Here is a 17544-nt window from a genome sequence, read left to right as displayed (position 1 = left end):
CCGCGGCGATACAGTCATCCAAACAGGAGTTACCATGGCGACCCACGCAAATAGCGGCCTCGCGCCGATCGATGAAGCATATCTCGGGAAGAGCCCGACCCGAATTTCCTGGGGCGCGATCTTCGCCGGCGTGGTGATCGCGGTCGCGGTGCAACTCGTCCTCGGCATCCTCGGTGCGGGGATCGGCCTGACGCTGGTCGATCCGGTCGAGGGGACGACGCCCGGGGCCGCCGGGTTCGGCATCGGTGCCGGTATCTACTGGCTGATCACCACGATCGTGGCGCTCGGTGCGGGCGGCTATGCCGCGGCGCGCGTGGCCGGCATCCACGATCGCTTCGACGCGCTGGTCCATGGGCTGGTCGTCTGGGGCGTGACGCTGATCCTCACGCTGTATCTGCTGACCTCGGCCGTCGGCGGGATCATCGGCGGTGCGTTCCGCACGGTCGGCGCGGTTGCCGGTGCTGCAGGCAGCACGGTCGGTGCGGTCGCGCCGAAGGCCGCTTCGGTTGCGGGGCTGGATGAGGGCGATATTCGGAGCGAAGCCGCAGCCTATCTGTCCGACGCGCCCAGCGATCCGGCCCAGATGACGCCCGAGCAGGCGCAGAAGGAAATCGCCAAGCAGCTGCCCGCGCTGGCGCGTGGCGGCACCGATGGTCAGAAGGCCGAGAGCCGCATCGTCGATATCGTCGCCGCGCAGCGCAGGATCAGCCGTCCCGAGGCGCAGGCCCAGGTGACGCGCGCCAAGCAGCATTTCGTCCGCACCAAGAACGAGACGATCGCGTCCGCCAAGTCCGCCACGGACACGGCAGCCGGCGCGGCTGCGGGGACGTCGTTCGTCCTCGTGCTCGCCCTGCTGATCGGCGCGGCAGCTTCCGGTTTCGGTGCAACCGCGGCAACCCGCCGCCGGCTGCGCTGAGTGTCAGCGGCGGGTCCAGCGTATCGGGCTCGCCGCACCTTTTCTACCAAGGAGACCACGATGCCAGCACGTCGAACGCCTGCTTGCGCTGGTGCGTCTCCGAGATCGGCCCCTTTGCTTCCAGCCTTGCTGGAAGTCCGGATTCTGTCGCCGCGGCGAACGAAAATCCTTCAGTATCCACGGTGACAAAAAATTGAATGGCGTGACCAGAGGTGAGGGGTTGTCTGACCTGTGTGCCAACCTCTCTGGTCATTTGTAGCGAGGTCGGACAGCATGCACCGCGCGACCGGGTGCGCTCAAGGTTTTGCTCGCCGGGCGGTGACGAGCGTCACCGGTGCCACCGGCACTTCGCCCTTGAAAACACCGCGCTGTGTGGCGGTCGGCGAGATCGGCGCGTCCATTATGCCGACGATCACCGCCATCCCTTCGACGACGTGGCCGAACGCCGCATAGCCGAGATTGTCCGCGGGCTGCCCCTGACCGGCGTCGAGCGAGTGGGTCTGGTCGCCGACGCTGATCGTGAATTCGCTGCGTCCGGTGCCCGGATCGAGCCGGGCGAGCGAGATCGTGCCATCGGTGTGGTGCAGGCCGGTTTGCGTCGTCGGTTCGTGCGCGATCGGCGGGAGCAGGCGCTTGGGTTCACCTTTCGCACCGAACTGCACGAAGCCGAAATGATCGGCGGCTTTCACCGTTCGGTAGAATTCGGTGCCGTCGAGCTTCTTCTGGTCGACATATTTGAGGAAGTTGCCGGCGGAAAGCGGCGCCTTTACCGTTTCCAGTTCGATCACCACCCGCCCGGCGCTCGTCTCCAGCACGACGCGCGGGAGGGCCGGGGATGGGGTGGCAACCGGAACGGGCACGGCAGCCGGTCCCTGCGCAAAGCTGGGCGCGGCGAGCAGCAGCGCAAGCGTGGATAGACAGACCTTCATCGCACTCCCCTCGCTGGTGCGAACCCTGTCGGCCAGCTGCTCTTCGCGGCGCGCCCGCGATGCGCCGGGTGTCGCTCACACCCGTGCGGCGGGCGATCGGATCCGTCCGAAGGCAAGCGGTAACGAACAACCATGGGGTTACAGTAAGCCCGTCGCCCGACCGGTCAACGGCGGCCAGATCATCATCTGGCGCCGTAGCGCATCGGGATCGCCGTCGAACGGCGCTCGCCCGGTTGCCCGATGCGGGGCACGCTGGGCCGCTTTCTCTGGAGGCAAGCTTGGAAAGCGTAGGGGCGCTCCGACGCCCCTACACGCATGCGTCAGAAGTTGGCGGTGAAGCCGATTGCGATGTTGCGGCCCAGGCTGTCGTAACGCGCCGGGATGGTGTTGCTGCGCGCGAGGCTGATGTCGTACGAATTTGGCAGGATCGGCGCCGACTTGTCGAGCAGGTTGTTCGAGATGAGACGCAGGCTGTAGCGCTTGGCGATGTTGAAGGTCAGCGCAAGATCGAAATAGCTGATTGGAGCGATCCGATAGAAGGTCGTCTGCGCGCGGTCGGGCGTGCCGCCGATTGCAGGATCGCCTGAATTGTTGGCACTCGTCAATGAACCCACATAGCGCCAGTTGAACGAGGCATTGAACACGCCGTTGGGCGTCGTGTAGGTCGTGCGCAGCCCGTGGCTCCACTTCGGCAGCAGCTGGCTGCAGCCATTGCCATAATAGCCCGCGCAGTTGCGCTGCGGCTGCAGCGGCGAATCCTGGCCACCGGCAAAGGTGGTGAGCGAGCCGTTGAAGCTCATGTCGAGCTTGCCGACCGAGCCCAGACGCACGCCATACTGTCCCTGGAAATCATAGCCGCGCGAGATCGAGAAGTAATAATTGGTCGTGCCGGCGCGGATGAAGCCGCTAGTCGGGTTGGTGTTGGCGGTCGCGTACAACGTCCCGTTGGCGGCACGGACGATCCCCGAGCAGAAGAACGGGTCGCCATTCGAGCGCATGCAGCCATCGGTGTAATAGCTGTCGTCATTGTAGCCGAGCGAGTTGTTGATCTTGATCCGGTAGCGATCGACCGACAGCACCAGGCCAGGAATGAAGCTCGGCTTGAGTATGATGCCATAGGTCTGTGTGTAAGCAGTCTCGGGGGCAGCGGTGAAGCCGCCCGACCGCACGGTGCACTGGTTGTCCGGGCACAGCAGCAGCGCGCTACCATACATCGCGTCGGACAGGCCGGTCGCGCGGCACACCGCCTGCGACGCGAGCGGCGCAGTGGTGGTGATCGTCTGGCCGGGGTTGGCCGGATCGGCGATCAGGCGCGGGACGGGGGCGCAGAAATCGTTCTGCGAGCCGCCCTGCTTGCTGAAGTTGATGTTGGTCGCCTGATAGGTCTCGGTCACCGTCGGAGCGCGCTGCGCCTTGTTGAACGAGGCCCGCAGGACGATATCGCGGACCGGCGAATAGAGACCCTCGAGCTTCCAGGTGTTGAATTTGTCGGGATTGGTATTGTACTTCGACAGGCGGAAGCCGCCATTGACCTGCAACTGCTCGATGAAGGGCTTGTGCTGGACGAGCGGCGCCTGGAGCTCGATATTGCCTTCCCAGACATGCTGGCTCAGGTTCGAATCCGACCCACCATAATCGGCGCGGAACGCCGCGTTGCCGACCGAGGTCAGGCGGTCCTCGCGATATTCGACGCCTGCCGCGAAGGCGAGGCCCTGCTCGGCGAAGGGCGAGATGATGCCGTATTTGCCAAGGTCGCCGGTCACGTTGGCGAGCACGTTGGTCAGGGTATTGACCGTGCGCTGCTTTTCGGGAGCGACGCCACCCGAGATGAAGTTGACGAACGCCTGGTTGGCGTTGCCCGCGCTGAACGCGTCGAACGGAACGCAGCCGGCCGCCGCGCCAACCGCGCAGGTCGGCGTGCCGCCGACGTTGACGACGTTGAGCGCCTGGTTGATGCGATCGAAGCTCGGCAGCGTTGCCGGCATCCAGTCCTGCTGGTTGCGCGCGTAGACGCCACCGACATCATAGGTCCACGCCGTACCGATCTTGCCGCGGACGCCGCCCGTCGCGCGGACGCCAGTGTTGATATAGGTGTCGACCAAGTCGGGTGCGTTGAGACGATAGCGAATTTCGAGCGGGACCATCGCGCTGGTGCCCGCCGCGGCGCCGCACAGCGCAGTTGCCTGAGAGCCCGACAGATACGGGTTGTTGCAGTTCACCTGATACGGCGTCGAGCCATAGCTGGTGTAGGCGAACACGCGCGCCGGCACGTTGTTGGTCGACTTGTCGCGGAACCACAGGCCCGAACCGTACAGCTCGATCTCGGGCGACAGCTTGAGCGACGCGAAGCCGCCGGCATTCACGCGCTCGTCGGCGCGCTGATACGAGTAATTGTCATATGGGTTCGCGGCGTTGTTGGGGCCCGGGCCATAGGGCACGAAGGTCCGCGAGCCATCGGGATTGTTGATATAGGCGGTGCCGTTGTTCGCGCCCGAGCGCGGCGAGATATAGCCGCTCTTAGAATAGCTCGACAGCGAGCAGCTGAGCGGGCCGTCCTTGCCGGTCTGGATGAGCTGGCACGCCGAGGTCGAACGATTGCCATAGGGTACCAGATCGGCGTGCTTGTAGTTGACGAAGCCCGAGACCTTGAGCTTGTCGTCGAACAAGGCGGTGCCGGCGGTCAACGTCACGTCGGCGCGGCCGCCATCGGTGACCATGCCGGTGTTGTACGGAAAGCCGTTTTTCTGCGCCTGCTGGGTGACGATGTTGGTGCGGTTGATATGGTTGTAGAAATTGTAGTTGGCGTCGACCCGAATACCCTTGAAGTCGGGCTTGAGGATGAAGTTGACCACGCCCGCGACCGCGTCCGAGCCATAGACCGACGAGGCGCCGCCGGTCAGCACGTCGACGCGCTCGATCAGCGAGACCGGGATGATGCCGGCGTCTTCGCCGTTCTGCGTGCCGAGCCGCTTGCCGTCGACCAGCACCAGCGTGCGCTCGAAACCGAGGCTGCGCAGCTTGATCCGCTGGCGACCGTCCGAATCCTGATAGTTCTGCTGACTGTCGGGCGCGATCTGCGGGAGGCGGTTGAGCACTTCCTCGATGTTGCTTGGCGACTGCGCCTTGATGTCGGCGGAGGTCACCGACGTGATCGGCGCGGCGGAGGCGATGTTGGGGCGCGAGGGAATGCGCGTGCCGGTGACCATGATGTCGGCGCCGGTCTCTTGTGGCGCGGTCTGGCCGGTGATTGCCGCGGCGCGGGTCGCCGATGCCTGGTCTGCGCTAGATGTCGGATCGACCGGGGCCTGCTGCGCGAACGCGGGGGTAGCAAAGGCGAGCGCCGCTCCGAGTGCGCCCAACGATACGGAATGTCGAAACATCATGCAATTTCCCCTAATTCGCGCTGCGGGCCGCATTTGGCGTGCCCCCATCCTGCTCATAGGTTCTATTCAATTTTCGCGACGGTCAATACCTAAATGATACCAGAGCGAACCTCTTTTGACATTTGTGCCGCATGTGTCATGATCGCCACGTTCCGACAGAGGCAGGGGATGAAATGACCAGTAGAAGATCGCTGCTCGCGATGCTTGGCGCCGCGGCAGGCGCCGTGCCGGCCGCGAAGGCTCTGGCTGCGACCGGCGCCGGTGCGCCAGCGGGCGCGCAGGTCGTGTCGACCTGGGATTTTGGCGCCGCCGCCAATGACGCGGCGTTCGCGCGGCTGCGGAGTGGCGGCTCGCTGCTCGATGCGGTCGAGGCGGGTGCGATGGTGCCCGAGGCCGACCCCAACAATCACTCGGTCGGCTATAGCGGCTATCCCGACCGTGACGGGCATGTGACGCTCGACGCGGTCATCATGGACGACACCGGGCAAGTCGGCGCGGTCGCCGCGCTCGAGGATACGATGCACGCCATTTCGGTCGCGCGACGGGTGATGGAGAAGACGCCGCACACGCTGCTGGTCGGCGCCGGCGCGACGCGCTTCGCCAAGGATCAGGGTTTTCCGCAACAGACGCTGCTGACCCCCGAATCCGAGAAGGCGTGGCGAGAGTGGCTCAAGACCGCGCATTATAGCCCGCAGGCGAACAGCGAGAATGCGCCCTTCCATACGCCCGGCGGGGCGCTCGATCATGACACGATCGGCTTGCTCGCGCGCGATGCGCGTGGCCGGCTGGCGGGCGCCTGCACCACCTCGGGCATGGCATTCAAGATGCGCGGGCGAGTCGGCGATTCGCCGCAGGTCGGTAGCGGGCTGTTCGTCGAGGCGGGCGTCGGCGGCGCGACGTCGACGGGTCTCGGCGAAGAAGTGACCCGTGTCGCGGGCAGTGCGCGCGTGATCGCCTCGATGCGCGCGGGGCGCTCGCCGCAAGCGGCATGCGAGGAAGTGGTACGCCACATCGCGACGATGCGCGGCGCCGCGATCCGCGGCGTGCAGGTCGGATTCCTCGCGCTCGATCCGCGCGGGAATGTTGGGGCCTTTTGTTTGCTGCCGGGGTTCACCTATGCCGTGACCGACGTGGCCGGACATACGGTGATCCACAAAGCGGCGTCGCTGTTCCAGGCTTAGGCTGCAAAGGGTGAAGGACCGGGTCATGCTCGAAGTGTGCGTCGAGACCGTCGCCGGGATCGGCGCGTCGATCGCGGGTGGTGCTGATCGGATCGAACTGTGCGCGGCGCTTTCGGTAGGGGGGCTCACACCGCCAGGCTCGCTGATCCGTGCGGCTGCGGAGGCGCCCTTGCCGGCGCATCTCCTGGCGCGGCCGCGTGCGGGCGGGTTCGTCTATGGTCCGGCCGAGCAGGCGCTGATTGCCGATGATATTCGCGATGCTGCCGAGGCCGGGCTTGCGGGGGTGGTGATCGGCGCGTCGACCCCCGACTATCGCCTCGATACGACCGTGCTGGCGAAGTGGATCGCACAGGCTCGCGCGCTTGGCGCGGCGCGGGGCGTACCGCTATCGCTCACACTGCATCGCGCGTTCGATCTGGTGCCTGATCCGGCGGCGGCGCTCGAGCAAGCGATCGCGCTGGGGTTCGAGCGGATTCTCACTTCGGGCTGCGCGCCGCGCGCGATCGACGGCGTGGCGACGCTCGCCGCACTGCATATGCGAGCGGCCGGGCGGATAATCTTGCTCGCCGGGAGCGGGGTTACGCCCGCTGTCGTGCCGGCGATCCTCGCCACCGGAATCCGCGAAATCCACGCCTCGGCGCGTACGCTCTACGATGTCGTCGAGGACCTCCCCGAACGCCGCTTCGGCTTCCTTGGTCCGCAAGCAGGCGACACCGATGTCGCGCAGGTCTCGGCGCTCGCGGAAAAGTTACGGTCCGCCCCTTGAGTAATACCAATATACAACCTATCCAGCCTGGCCTTGCAGATGGATCGGCCATGCACGAAACCAATTCTCCACCGCCTGCGGGCGTTACTTTGATGTTCCAGGAAGCCGCCGACGCGGGCAACGCCGTCGCGCGGATGCTCTCGGCCAATGCAGCGACCTTTGCCGCGCTCGGCGCGCGGCTGCGCGCTGCGCCGCCGGCGGTCGTGGTGACGTGCGCGCGCGGCTCGTCCGACCATGCCGCGACCTACGGCAAATATCTGATCGAGACCTATCTCGGCGTGCCCGTTGCCTCGGCCGCACCCTCGGTCGCCTCGGTCTATCACGCGCCGGCGGCGGCGGGGCGGGCGCTGTGCATCGCGATCTCGCAGAGCGGGCGGAGCACTGACCTGTTGACCACTGTGGCGGCACAGCAGGCAGCCGGCGGCCACGTCGTGGCGCTGGTCAACGATGTCGACTCGCCGCTCGCCAAAATGGCGGATACGCTGGTGCCGCTATCGGCCTGGGTCGAGCGGTCTGTCGCGGCGACCAAATCGTATATCTCCGCGCTTGCCGCGCTCGCCGCTCTGGTGGCGGCGTGGCGCGAGGATGCGGCGTTGCAGGACGCGGTCGCGCGGCTTCCGGAGACGCTGTCGCACGCCTGGACGCTCGACTGGGCGGAGGCCGTGGCGATGCTGCGGCCAGCGACCAACCTGTTCGTGATCGGTCGCGGGCTGGGGCTCGGCATCGCGCAGGAGGCTGCGCTCAAGCTCAAGGAAACCTGCGGGCTGCACGCCGAGGCGTTCAGCGCGGCAGAAGTGCGGCACGGTCCAATGGCAATCGTCGGCGCGGGGTTCCCGATCCTGGCCTTCGCCACATCCGACCGGGCGGGCGATGACGTCCGGGCGGTCGCGGCCGAATTTGCCGCGCGCGGCGCGAACGTCGCGCTGTGCGATGCCGCCGCGGCGCCAGCGCTGCACGGCCATCCCGCAATCGAGCCGATCCTGATGATCCAGCGCTGCTATCGCATGGTCGATGCGCTCGCGCGGGCGCGCGGCTATGATCCCGACGCGCCAAGCCACCTCAGCAAGGTAACCATTACGCTATGAGCTCGCATTCGTTCGTCAACGGTCATATCGTCACGTCGCGCGGAGTGCTCCGCGACGCGATGGTCGACGTCGAGGGCGGTGTCATCGTCGCGATCGTCGACCGCGCCGGTCCTGGTGCGATCGATCTCGACGGTGGTTGGCTGATGCCCGGCTTCGTCGACACGCAGGTCAACGGCGGCGGCGGGGTGCTGTTCAACGATGCGCTGAGCGTCGAGGGCATCGCCGCGATCGGCGACGCGCATCGCCCGTTCGGCACCACCGCATTCCTGCCGACGCTGATCAGCGACACGCACGAAGCGATCGCGCAGGCGCTCGAAGCGACCGATGCGGCGATCGTCGCCGGCGTGCCCGGCGTGCTCGGCACGCATATTGAAGGGCCGGTGATCAATATCGCGCGCAAGGGGATCCACGATCCCAAGCATTTCGGTGCGCTCGACGATGCGCTGATGGACTTGCTGCTCGCGCCGCGGCGCGGGCAGGTGATGGTGACGCTCGCGCCCGAGCTCGCGCCGGCCGAGCGCATTACCGCGCTGGCGCGGGCCGGCGTGCTGGTCAGCCTGGGGCATAGCGACGCGACCTATGCCGAGGCGACCACCGGGTTCGCCGCCGGGGTGACCGGGGTGACCCATCTGTTCAACGCGATGTCCCCGCTCGTCCACCGCGCGCCGGGCGTGGTCGGTGCCGCGCTCGACGACAGCGAAGTGTATTGCGGGCTGATCGTGGACGGCTTCCATGTCGACGATGCCGTGCTGCGGATCGCGCTGCGCGCGCGGCCGGGCGACCGGATGATGCTGGTGTCCGACGCGATGCCGTGCGTCAACGCGGCGTCCAAGAGCTTCGTGCTGCAAGGGCGCGAGATCCACGTCGAGGGTGGACGTTGCGTCGGCGCCGACGGTACGCTCGCCGGATCGGACCTCGATATGGCGGGCGCGGTGCGCAACACGGTAAGGCGTCTCGGCGTGCCCGCGGAACAGGCCGCAGCGATGGCGGCGACCAATCCGTCGGCGTTCCTCGGCCTGTCGCGCGAACGCGGCACGATCGCCACCGGGCGGCGCGCCGATTGGGTGCAACTCGATGCCGACTTCCACGCGGTGGCGACGGTGATCGCCGGCGAGACCGCTGCACACGCGCCGCGCGAACCCGTTTCGGCCTGACCGCGATTCACCGTTCTAGGAGAGACCATGGCGCCGATCCTGCTGTCCGCACCGCTGCAAGGCTGGGTCACCGCGCTGGAGGACGTTCCCGACGCGGTGTTCGCCGGCCGGATGCTCGGCGATGGGATCGCGATCGATCCGACCGGCTCTTGCCTGTTCGCGCCGTGCGCCGGGCGCATCGTCGGCTTGCAGGCGACGCACCATGCGGTGACGCTGGAAGCCGATAACGGCGCGCAGATCTTGATCCATCTCGGGATCGACAGCGTAGCGCTGGGCGGGCGCGGCTTTACCCCGCATGTCGCGGTCGGCGATGTGGTCGCCGAGGGCGATCCGCTGATCGACTTCGATCTCGACCTGCTGGTGCGCGAGGCGCGCGCGGTGGTGACGCCGATCCTGCTCGTCGAGGGCGCCGGGATCACGGTCGAGCGCAACGCCGATATCGGCCTGATCGAAGTCGGTGCGCCGTTGATGACGTTGAGCGGCGGCGGTGACGCGGCGCCACTTGCGGATATGGCGGGGCCGACCGAGATGCGCCTGCTCCAGATCGCGCTGCCGCACGGCATTCACGCGCGCCCCGCTGGACGGATCGCGATGCTCGCGCGCAGTTTCGCGGCGACTATTACACTCGAGAAAGACGGGCAGCGGGCTCAGGCCACGAGCCCGACCGCGCTGCTCGCGCTCGCCATCGCGCAGGGTGACACCGTGCGGCTGATCGCGAGCGGGCAGGATTCGCTGGCGGCGCTCGATGCGCTGGTCGGCCTTATCGAGAGTGGGATGGATGAGCCGGTAGCGGCACCGTCGGCGCCGGCCGTGGTCATGCCCCGCGACGTGCCCGACGGTGCGCTGGCCGGTGTCACTGCGGCGCCCGGCATCGCCATCGGGACGGTGCGGCATCACCGTGCGATCGACCGCGAGGTTGCCGTCGAAGGCGTCGGTATTGCTGCCGAGGAAGCCGCATTCCGCGCCGCACATGCCGCGCTGACCGGCGAGATCGCCGATCGGTCGGTCGCGGCGAGCGGCGCGGCGCGCGCCATTCTTGACGCGCATGCCGCGCTACTTGGCGACCCGGCGTTGCTCGATGCGACACACGCCGGGATCGCGCGCGGCGAAAGCGCCGGCCATGCGTGGCGCAGCGCGATCCGGCCGCAGGCCGACGCATTGCGCCGCGGCGGCGATCCCCGCCTCGCCGAGCGCGCCGATGATTTGCTCGATCTTGAACGACAATTGCTGGCCCGGCTCGCCGGGGCTGAGTCGGGCATGGTCGAATACCCCGCCGGGACGATCCTGCTTGCCGACGATCTGATGCCCTCCGACTTTCTGGCGGCCGGCGCGGGGCTGGCCGGTCTGTGCGTGGCCAAGGGCGGGCCGACCTCGCATGTCGCGATCCTCGCTGCGGCGACCGGCGTGCCCGCGCTGGTCGCGATCGGTGCGGGTTTGCAGGGCGTGGCCGAGGGCACGCGCGTGATCCTCGATGCCTCGGCCGGCCTGTTGCACACCGCACCCTCGGCCGAGCACGTCGCCGAAGCGGAACGGGCACAGGCCGTTGCCGCGACGCGTCGCGCCGACGCGCTCGCGCGTGCGCATACGCTGTGCCACACCGCCGATGGCGTCCGGATCGAAGTGGTCGCCAACCTCGGCAATCGCGCCGAGGCCGCTCCGGCAGTGGCGAACGGCGCCGAAGGCTGCGGGTTGCTGCGCACCGAATTCCTGTTCCTCGAGCGCGCAACGCCGCCGAGCGTGTCCGAACAGACCGCCGAGTATCAGGCGATCGCCGATGCGCTCGAGGGGCGGCCCTTGATCGTGCGGTTGCTCGACATCGGCGGCGACAAGCCCGCGCCCTATCTGTCGATCGCGCCCGAGGAGAATCCGGCGCTCGGCCTGCGCGGTATCCGCGTCGGATTGGCGCATCCCGACCTGCTCGAAGACCAGCTGCGCGCGATCCTGGCGGTGCGGCCGATCGGCCAGTGCCGGATCATGCTGCCGATGGTGGCGCGGATTGAGGAGCTCCGCGTGGTGCGTGGCGTGGTCGACCGGCTCTGCCATGAACTGGGGATCACCGAGCCCGTTGCGCTGGGTATCATGGTCGAAACCCCGGCGGCGGCAATCACCGCCGACCTGCTCGCGCGCGAGGCGGATTTCCTGTCGATCGGCACCAACGACCTGACGCAATATACGCTGGCGATGGACCGCGCCAATCCGGCGGTTGCGAGTGCGCTCGACGGGCTCCACCCCGCCGTCCTGCGGCTGATCGGCGAGACGTGTCGGGGTGGCGCGCGCCATGCGCGCTGGACCGGGGTGTGCGGCGGGCTCGCCTCCGATCCGCTCACGGTGCCGATCCTGCTCGGGCTCGGCGTGACCGAATTGTCCGCTACGCCGGGGATGATTCCGACGATCAAGGCGCTGGTCGCCGGCCTCACGCTCGCCGCATGCCGCACCCACGCGGCGCAGGCGCTTGAGTGCAGTTCGGCCGATCACGTCCGCGCCTTGGCGCGCGCCTTCGCCCCCCAGGAGATGCCCGCATGAAATCGATCCTCGGCGCGCTCCAGCCACTCGGTCGGGCGCTGATGCTGCCGATCGCCGTTCTGCCGATTGCCGGGCTCCTGCTGCGGCTCGGCCAGCCCGATCTCCACGGCCTGCCGTTCGTCGGCGCGGCGGGGCAGGCGATCTTCGAGCATCTCGGCCTGCTGTTCGCGATCGGCGTGGCGACCGGTTTTGCGCGCGACGGCAATGGCGCGGCATGCCTCGCCGGCGTGACCTGCTTCCTGGTGACGACCGAGGCGGGCAAGACCTTGCTGACCATCCCGCCAGAGGCCGCCGCCGGGTTCACCGGCGCGTCGATCGATCTCGCGGTCACGGCGTGGAAGGCCAAGGTGATGGCGCGGCTCGACGTTCCGATCGGCATTCTCTCGGGGCTGGTGGGTGGCCTGTTCTACAATCGGTTCGCGACGATCAAGCTGCCCGAATATCTCGCTTTCTTCGGTGGGCGCCGTTTCGTGCCGATCGTGGCGGGGCTCGCCGGGCTAGCGCTGGCGATGGTGGTCGGCTTCGGCTTCCAGACGATCAGCGGCGGGATCGACGCGCTGAGTTTTGCCGCGACCAGCGCCGGGGCGCCCGGCGTGTTCGCGTTCGGCGTGCTGAACCGGCTGCTGCTGGTGACCGGGCTGCACCACGTCCTTAACAACGTCGCCTGGTTCGTCGTCGGCGACTGGCATGGCACGACCGGCGATTTGCGGCGCTTCTTCGCAGGCGACCCGAGCGCGGGGAGCTTCATGGCGGGGTTCTTCCCGGTGATGATGTTCGGGCTGCCCGCCGCGTGTCTGGCAATGTATCACGCCGCCGCGCCCGACCGGCGCAAGGCCGTCGGCGGGATGCTGTTCAGCCTGGCGCTGACCTCGGCGTTGACCGGGGTGACCGAGCCGATCGAGTTCAGCTTCATGTTCCTCGCGCCGGTGCTGTACGTCCTCCACGCGCTGCTCACCGGGCTGTCGATGGCGGTGATGGATCTGCTCGGCGTGAAACTCGGCTTCGGTTTCTCGGCCGGGTTGCTCGATTATGTGCTCAATTACGGCAAGGCGACGCGGCCGCTGCTGCTGTTGCCGGTCGGGGCGGTGTATTTCCTGCTCTATTACGGGCTGTTCCGCTTCTTCATCCGGCGCTTCGACTTGCCGACGCCGGGGCGCGAGCCACGGCTCGATACGGCAGTCAGTGCGCGGCCTGTGGCTGCGGGGGGGCGCGGCGGCGCGTTTGCGCAGGCGCTCGGCGGTAGCGCGAACCTCACCACGGTCAGCGCCTGCACGACGCGCCTGCGGCTGGTGGTGCGCGATCAGGCCGCGGTCGACGAGGCGGCGTTGAAGGCGCTGGGCGCGCGTGGGGTGATCCGCCCCTCTGCGACCGCGCTGCAAGTCGTGCTGGGCCCGATCGCCGATCTGGTGGCGGTCGAGATCCGCGATGCGCTGGCGATGGGCGACATCGCTGTGGCGACGCCGGTGGCGCAAGCGGCAGCGCCGCTGGTGCTGTCCGAGCGCTTGATCGCGGCGCTCGGCGGTGCGGGCAATGTCGCTGGCTGTTCACGGCATCATGGCCGGTTGCGGATCGCACTGCGCGACGACGCAGCGGCGAATGCTGCGGCGCTCGGCGCGCTTGGGCGGCACGGGATCGCGCGACCGGCGCCCGGGCTCGTGCATCTGCTTGGCGATGAGACCGCACTGGCCGCGCTGGTGGTCGGCTGACCTAATCGGCGGCGAGCGTCACCGGGCCGAGCAGACCCGATGCGGTGTCACGCTCGGCCTGGACCAGCAGCACGATATGTCGCCGCCCCGCGCCTGCGGGCATCTGCCCCGTGAGCGCAGCGGTTCCCGGGCCCTTCTCAGCGACGCGCTGCCCGTCGATCCACAGCTCGGCGCGCCCGGCGACGGACGCGAAGCGCAATGTGCCGCCGCCGGCCGCCACCGCGCGCCATGGCTCGACCGTCGCGCGATAGAGCTGCCAGCCGCCGGCCGTATCGGGCGGGGTCGGCGTGCCTGCGCGGACGAACGCCCAGCTGTTATTATCACCATCTGTAGGCGCCAGATCGGGCGATGGGCGGTCCGAAAAGCGCATCGAGCGACGCCACTGAGAGATCCGCTGCACGCGGACCGTCACCGCGACTTGCGGCGGTGGCGCGATGGCGAGGCGGTCTATCGACAGCCGCGCGGGCTTCAGGCCGTCGGCGCGTGCCTCGACCAGCACCCGCCCGCGCCCGACATCGCCGCGGACGATCAGCTGCGCCAGCCCGTTGAACAGCGATCGTGCGCCGGCATGCGCGGCGGACTGCTCGGGCTCGTGGCAGTTGGGGTCGCCATTACCGAGCCCGATGATCGCCGCACCCGACACCGCAAGTTGCACCGCAAGATTGGCGGTCGGGACATGCCGTCCGCGCGCATCGACCGCGTCGATCGTGATCGGCTGCGCATCCTCGCCATCGCCCGCCATCACGCTGCGCGCCGGGGTGAGCCGCAGCGCGACCGGCGGCCCGACCGTCTCGTGCGCCGCGCGCGCGACGATCCGCCCGGCGCGGCGCGCGACGACTTCGATCCGGCCGGGCGCATACGGCACCGTCCAGCTATTGCCCATCAGCCGATCGACCGCTTGCGTGCCGAGAGCGAGGCCGTTGAGCGTAAGCGTCACCTGCTCGGCATTGCTCATCACGAGCACCGCGATCGGATTGCCCTCGCGGCCCGGCCAGCTCCAGTGCGGGGTCAGGCTGACCACCGGTGCATCGTCGACCCACACCGCGCGATGGATGTCGAACGCGGTCTTGGGAAAGCCGCACAGATCCATGATACCGAACACGCTGCTGATCGTCGGCCAGCTGAACGGCGTGGGCTCGCCGTGATAATCGAACCCGGTCCAGGTGAAGCCGCCGGCGACGAAGGGCCGATCGGCGATCTTCTTCCACGATCCACGATGCGTGTCGCCCCAGCTCGCGGCGGCGACATCGTAGGATGAGGCGACATGCGCGGCGGGATCGTCGGCGAAGGCGCCGCGCGTCTCATAGGCGCTGGTGTCCTCGGAGCTCGTCATAGCGCGCGTGGGGAAGCGCTTGTGATAGCGGTCGTAATCGTCCTGATAATAATTGAAGCCGGTGACATCGACGACGTTCGCCACCGTGACGGGATCGAAAAACGACCCGTTCAGCGCGGCGGTGACGGGCCGGCTGTCGTCGAGCGCGCGCACGGCGTGGACCATGCGGCGCAGCATCGCCACCCCGGCCTCGCTCGCCTGCATCGGCTCCTCGTTGAACACCGACCACAGGATGACGCTGGGATGGTTGCGGTCGCGCCGCACCAGCCATTCGAGCTGCGCGAGATAGTCGGGGGCAGGATTGAACAGGCGGTTCTCGTCCATCACTAGGAAGCCCATCCGGTCGGCGAGATCGAGCAGTTCGGCGGCGGGGGCGCCGTGCGAGCAGCGGATTGCATTGCAGCCCATCGCCTTCAGCCGCCCGAGCCGCCAGCGCAGCAGCGTATCGGGCACGGCCACACCGACGCCGGCATGGTCCTGGTGGAGGCAGACGCCTTTGAGTTTGACCGACCGATCGTTGAGGAAGAAGCCGCGGTCGGGATCGAAGCGGATGCTGCGGAAGCCGATCGCGATGCGGCGTTCGTCCAGCATCAGGCCATTTTGGCGGAGCCGGACATGGAGGGTGTAGAGTTGCGGCTGCTCCACCGACCACAAAGAAGGGGCGACGACATTGAGCGTGAGCGCGGCGCTGTCGGTGTCGAGCGGCGCGACCGATGTGTCTGCCGATGCCTGCGCGACCGTCGCGCCGGCCGCATCGAGCAGCTGGACTTCGACCGTGACCGCCGCGGTGTCTGCCGCAACGCTGTCGAGCGAGACCGCGACCGGAAGCTGCCAGCGATCGCCATCGGTGCGCCGCGGATCGGCATGGACGCCATCGGTGGCGATCGCCACGGCGGCGCGGCGCACCAGCCAGGCATGGCGGTAGATGCCGGCGCCCTCGTACCACCAGCCTTCCATCGCGTCGGCGTCGACGCGCACCGCGATCACATTCTCCTCGTCGCCGAAGCGCGCGAACGGCGTCATGTCGATGATCACGCTGCTATAGCCCGACCAGCTATGCGCGACGACGCTGCCATTGACCCAGATCGTCGCGTGCGTCGCGATGCCGTCGAAGTGCAGCTCGATCCGCTTGCCGCGATCCCCGGGCGCGAGCGTCAGGGTGCGGCGGTACCATCCGATCCCACGCGCGCGATAGCCTTGCGAGATGTTGGCGCTCGCGAGGAACGGCTGTGCGGCCGCCCAGTCGTGGGGGAGCCGCACGGCGGGCCAGTCCGAATCGTCATACGCCATCGCCGCGGCGCCCTGCGCATTGCCGGCCTTGACGCTGAGATAGGTCGCCTCGTGCGTCGTCAGCGGCGGCGCGGCGACATCGCCCTCATGGAAGCGCCAGCCGCGTTCGAGCCGGATGCGGCTCGGATCGGGGTTTGGCAGCAGATCGGGCAGCGACGTGCCCGGCGCCGGCATCGGCAGCGCACCCGCGGCACCGAGCACCGGCAAGCGCGCGAAGGCGGTGGCGGGAAGGCCAGCGCTCGCGACCCCGGCGGCGCTGCCGAGCAGGAGTTGGCGACGGTTCATACGGGCGGTGCGCGCGTGGCTCAGATGTCGGACAGTTCGGCGACGAAATCATAGGCGTCGCCGCGATAGTAAGAGCGAGTGAATTCTGCGGCGCGGCCGTCCTTGAGGAACCCGCGGCGCTCGATCAGAAGACCGGGTTGCCCTGGATCGACACCGAGCATCCGCGCATGTTCCGTGCCGAACGGCACGGCGCGCAGCCGCTGCAACGCGCGCACCGGGCGGCTGCCGGCCTTTTCCAGCGCGGTGTAGAGCGAATCCTCGACCGCACCGATATTGGGCAGGCAATAGCCGGCGATGGTCGAGAATTCGAGCGCCATCGGCTGGTCGTCGGCAAGCCGGATGCGGTGGAAGCGATAGACCGGCGTACCGGGCGACAGGCCGAGCGACATCGCTTCCTCGGGATCGACGGTGCCGGCGGCGCGGCTGATCCAATTGGTCGAGGCGGTCTTGCCGCGCGCCGCCATGTCCTCGGAGAAAGACGACAGTTTTGAGAAGTTCTTCTCGACGCGGCCGGTGACGAAAGTGCCCGCGCCACGTCGGCGCGTGAGCAATCCCTCTTCGACCAACCCGCCGATCGCCTTGCGCACGGTGATGCGCGAGATCGCATATTCGGTGGCGAGATCGCGCTCGGCGGGGATCGCGTCGCCTTGCGCCAACAGGTCCTGGCCGATCGCTTCGCGGATGAGATGCTGCAGCTGGAGGTAGAGCGGCGCGGGATTGCCCTTGCGGAAATGGCCGATCTGTTGCGAAAATTCCAAAGTCCGTCCCTCATGCCCCGTGCCGGCCCCCGCCTGCGTGACGGGCCGCGGCGCAGGCGTAGAGGCGAGCCTAATGCGTCGATGGCTGCTGAGCAATCGGGTTTGGTCCGAATCCAGATTGGTATTCTTGCTCAGGCGTAGCGCACTGCCGGGATTGCGCAAACGGAGCCACTTCGGCTGTTTTGTCGCGCTTGCAAGTGGACTTATATTGGTTACACTTCACCATAAGAGCACG

At 67.9% G+C, this 17544-nt stretch carries 11 protein-coding genes; 7 read left to right on the top strand and 4 right to left on the bottom strand.

Annotation, left to right across the window (positions count from 1 at the left end; genetic code table 11):
• Positions 1-34 precede the first annotated feature (34 nt).
• Positions 35-916, top strand: a complete 882-nt coding sequence (locus tag U1872_RS04500; protein ID WP_332791655.1) for a hypothetical protein — start codon at positions 35-37, stop codon at positions 914-916.
• Positions 917-1212: 296 nt separating this feature from the next.
• Here the strand turns inward: U1872_RS04500 and U1872_RS04495 are convergent, their stop codons facing one another.
• Both U1872_RS04495 and U1872_RS04490 read right to left on the bottom strand, forming a co-directional pair.
• Positions 1213-1845 (bottom strand): peptidylprolyl isomerase, encoded by a 633-nt coding sequence (locus U1872_RS04495; protein ID WP_332791654.1) that lies wholly within the window; start codon positions 1843-1845, stop codon positions 1213-1215.
• Between the two features lie 320 nt (positions 1846-2165).
• Positions 2166-5228: a TonB-dependent receptor domain-containing protein gene (locus U1872_RS04490; RefSeq protein WP_332791653.1), complete on the bottom strand. Its 3063-nt coding sequence runs from the start codon at positions 5226-5228 to the stop codon at positions 2166-2168.
• Positions 5229-5401: 173 nt separating this feature from the next.
• On the opposite strand from U1872_RS04490, the gene U1872_RS04485 reads away from it, so the two are divergent.
• Genes U1872_RS04485 through nagE form a run of 6 tightly spaced genes read left to right on the top strand, consistent with a single transcriptional unit; the run spans position 5402 to position 13643 of the window.
• Positions 5402-6409 (top strand): glycosylasparaginase, encoded by a 1008-nt coding sequence (locus U1872_RS04485; protein ID WP_332791652.1) that lies wholly within the window; start codon positions 5402-5404, stop codon positions 6407-6409.
• A gap of 10 nt (positions 6410-6419) precedes the next feature.
• On the top strand, positions 6420-7175 hold the full coding sequence (locus tag U1872_RS04480; RefSeq protein WP_332791651.1) for a copper homeostasis protein CutC: 756 nt from the start codon (positions 6420-6422) through the stop codon (positions 7173-7175).
• A gap of 50 nt (positions 7176-7225) precedes the next feature.
• The gene (locus U1872_RS04475) at positions 7226-8260 is read left to right on the top strand and encodes an SIS domain-containing protein (protein ID WP_332791650.1); all 1035 of its coding nucleotides are present in this window, start codon (positions 7226-7228) and stop codon (positions 8258-8260) included.
• Positions 8257-9414 (top strand): N-acetylglucosamine-6-phosphate deacetylase, encoded by a 1158-nt coding sequence (gene nagA / locus U1872_RS04470; protein ID WP_332791649.1) that lies wholly within the window; start codon positions 8257-8259, stop codon positions 9412-9414. Before U1872_RS04475 ends, nagA begins: the two co-directional genes overlap by 4 nt.
• A gap of 27 nt (positions 9415-9441) precedes the next feature.
• Positions 9442-11937 (top strand): phosphoenolpyruvate--protein phosphotransferase, encoded by a 2496-nt coding sequence (gene ptsP, locus U1872_RS04465; RefSeq protein WP_332791648.1) that lies wholly within the window; start codon positions 9442-9444, stop codon positions 11935-11937.
• Positions 11934-13643, top strand: coding sequence for an N-acetylglucosamine-specific PTS transporter subunit IIBC (gene nagE / locus U1872_RS04460; RefSeq protein ID WP_332791647.1), 1710 nt, complete (start codon positions 11934-11936; stop codon positions 13641-13643). The genes ptsP and nagE overlap by 4 nt, the downstream gene beginning before the upstream one ends.
• 1 nt (position 13644) lies before the next feature.
• On the opposite strand, the gene galA is transcribed toward nagE, so the two are convergent.
• Positions 13645-16551 (bottom strand): beta-galactosidase GalA, encoded by a 2907-nt coding sequence (galA, locus tag U1872_RS04455; RefSeq protein WP_332791646.1) that lies wholly within the window; start codon positions 16549-16551, stop codon positions 13645-13647.
• Positions 16552-16571: 20 nt separating this feature from the next.
• Positions 16572-17309: a GntR family transcriptional regulator gene (locus U1872_RS04450; RefSeq protein WP_332791645.1), complete on the bottom strand. Its 738-nt coding sequence runs from the start codon at positions 17307-17309 to the stop codon at positions 16572-16574.
• Positions 17310-17544: the final 235 nt, after the last annotated feature.

The organism is Parasphingomonas frigoris, from assembly GCF_036663815.1.
Lineage (GTDB): Bacteria > Pseudomonadota > Alphaproteobacteria > Sphingomonadales > Sphingomonadaceae > Sphingomonas.
The sequence above is the reverse complement of the archived record's forward strand: the minus strand, read 5'-3'. Positions and strand labels throughout refer to the sequence as shown.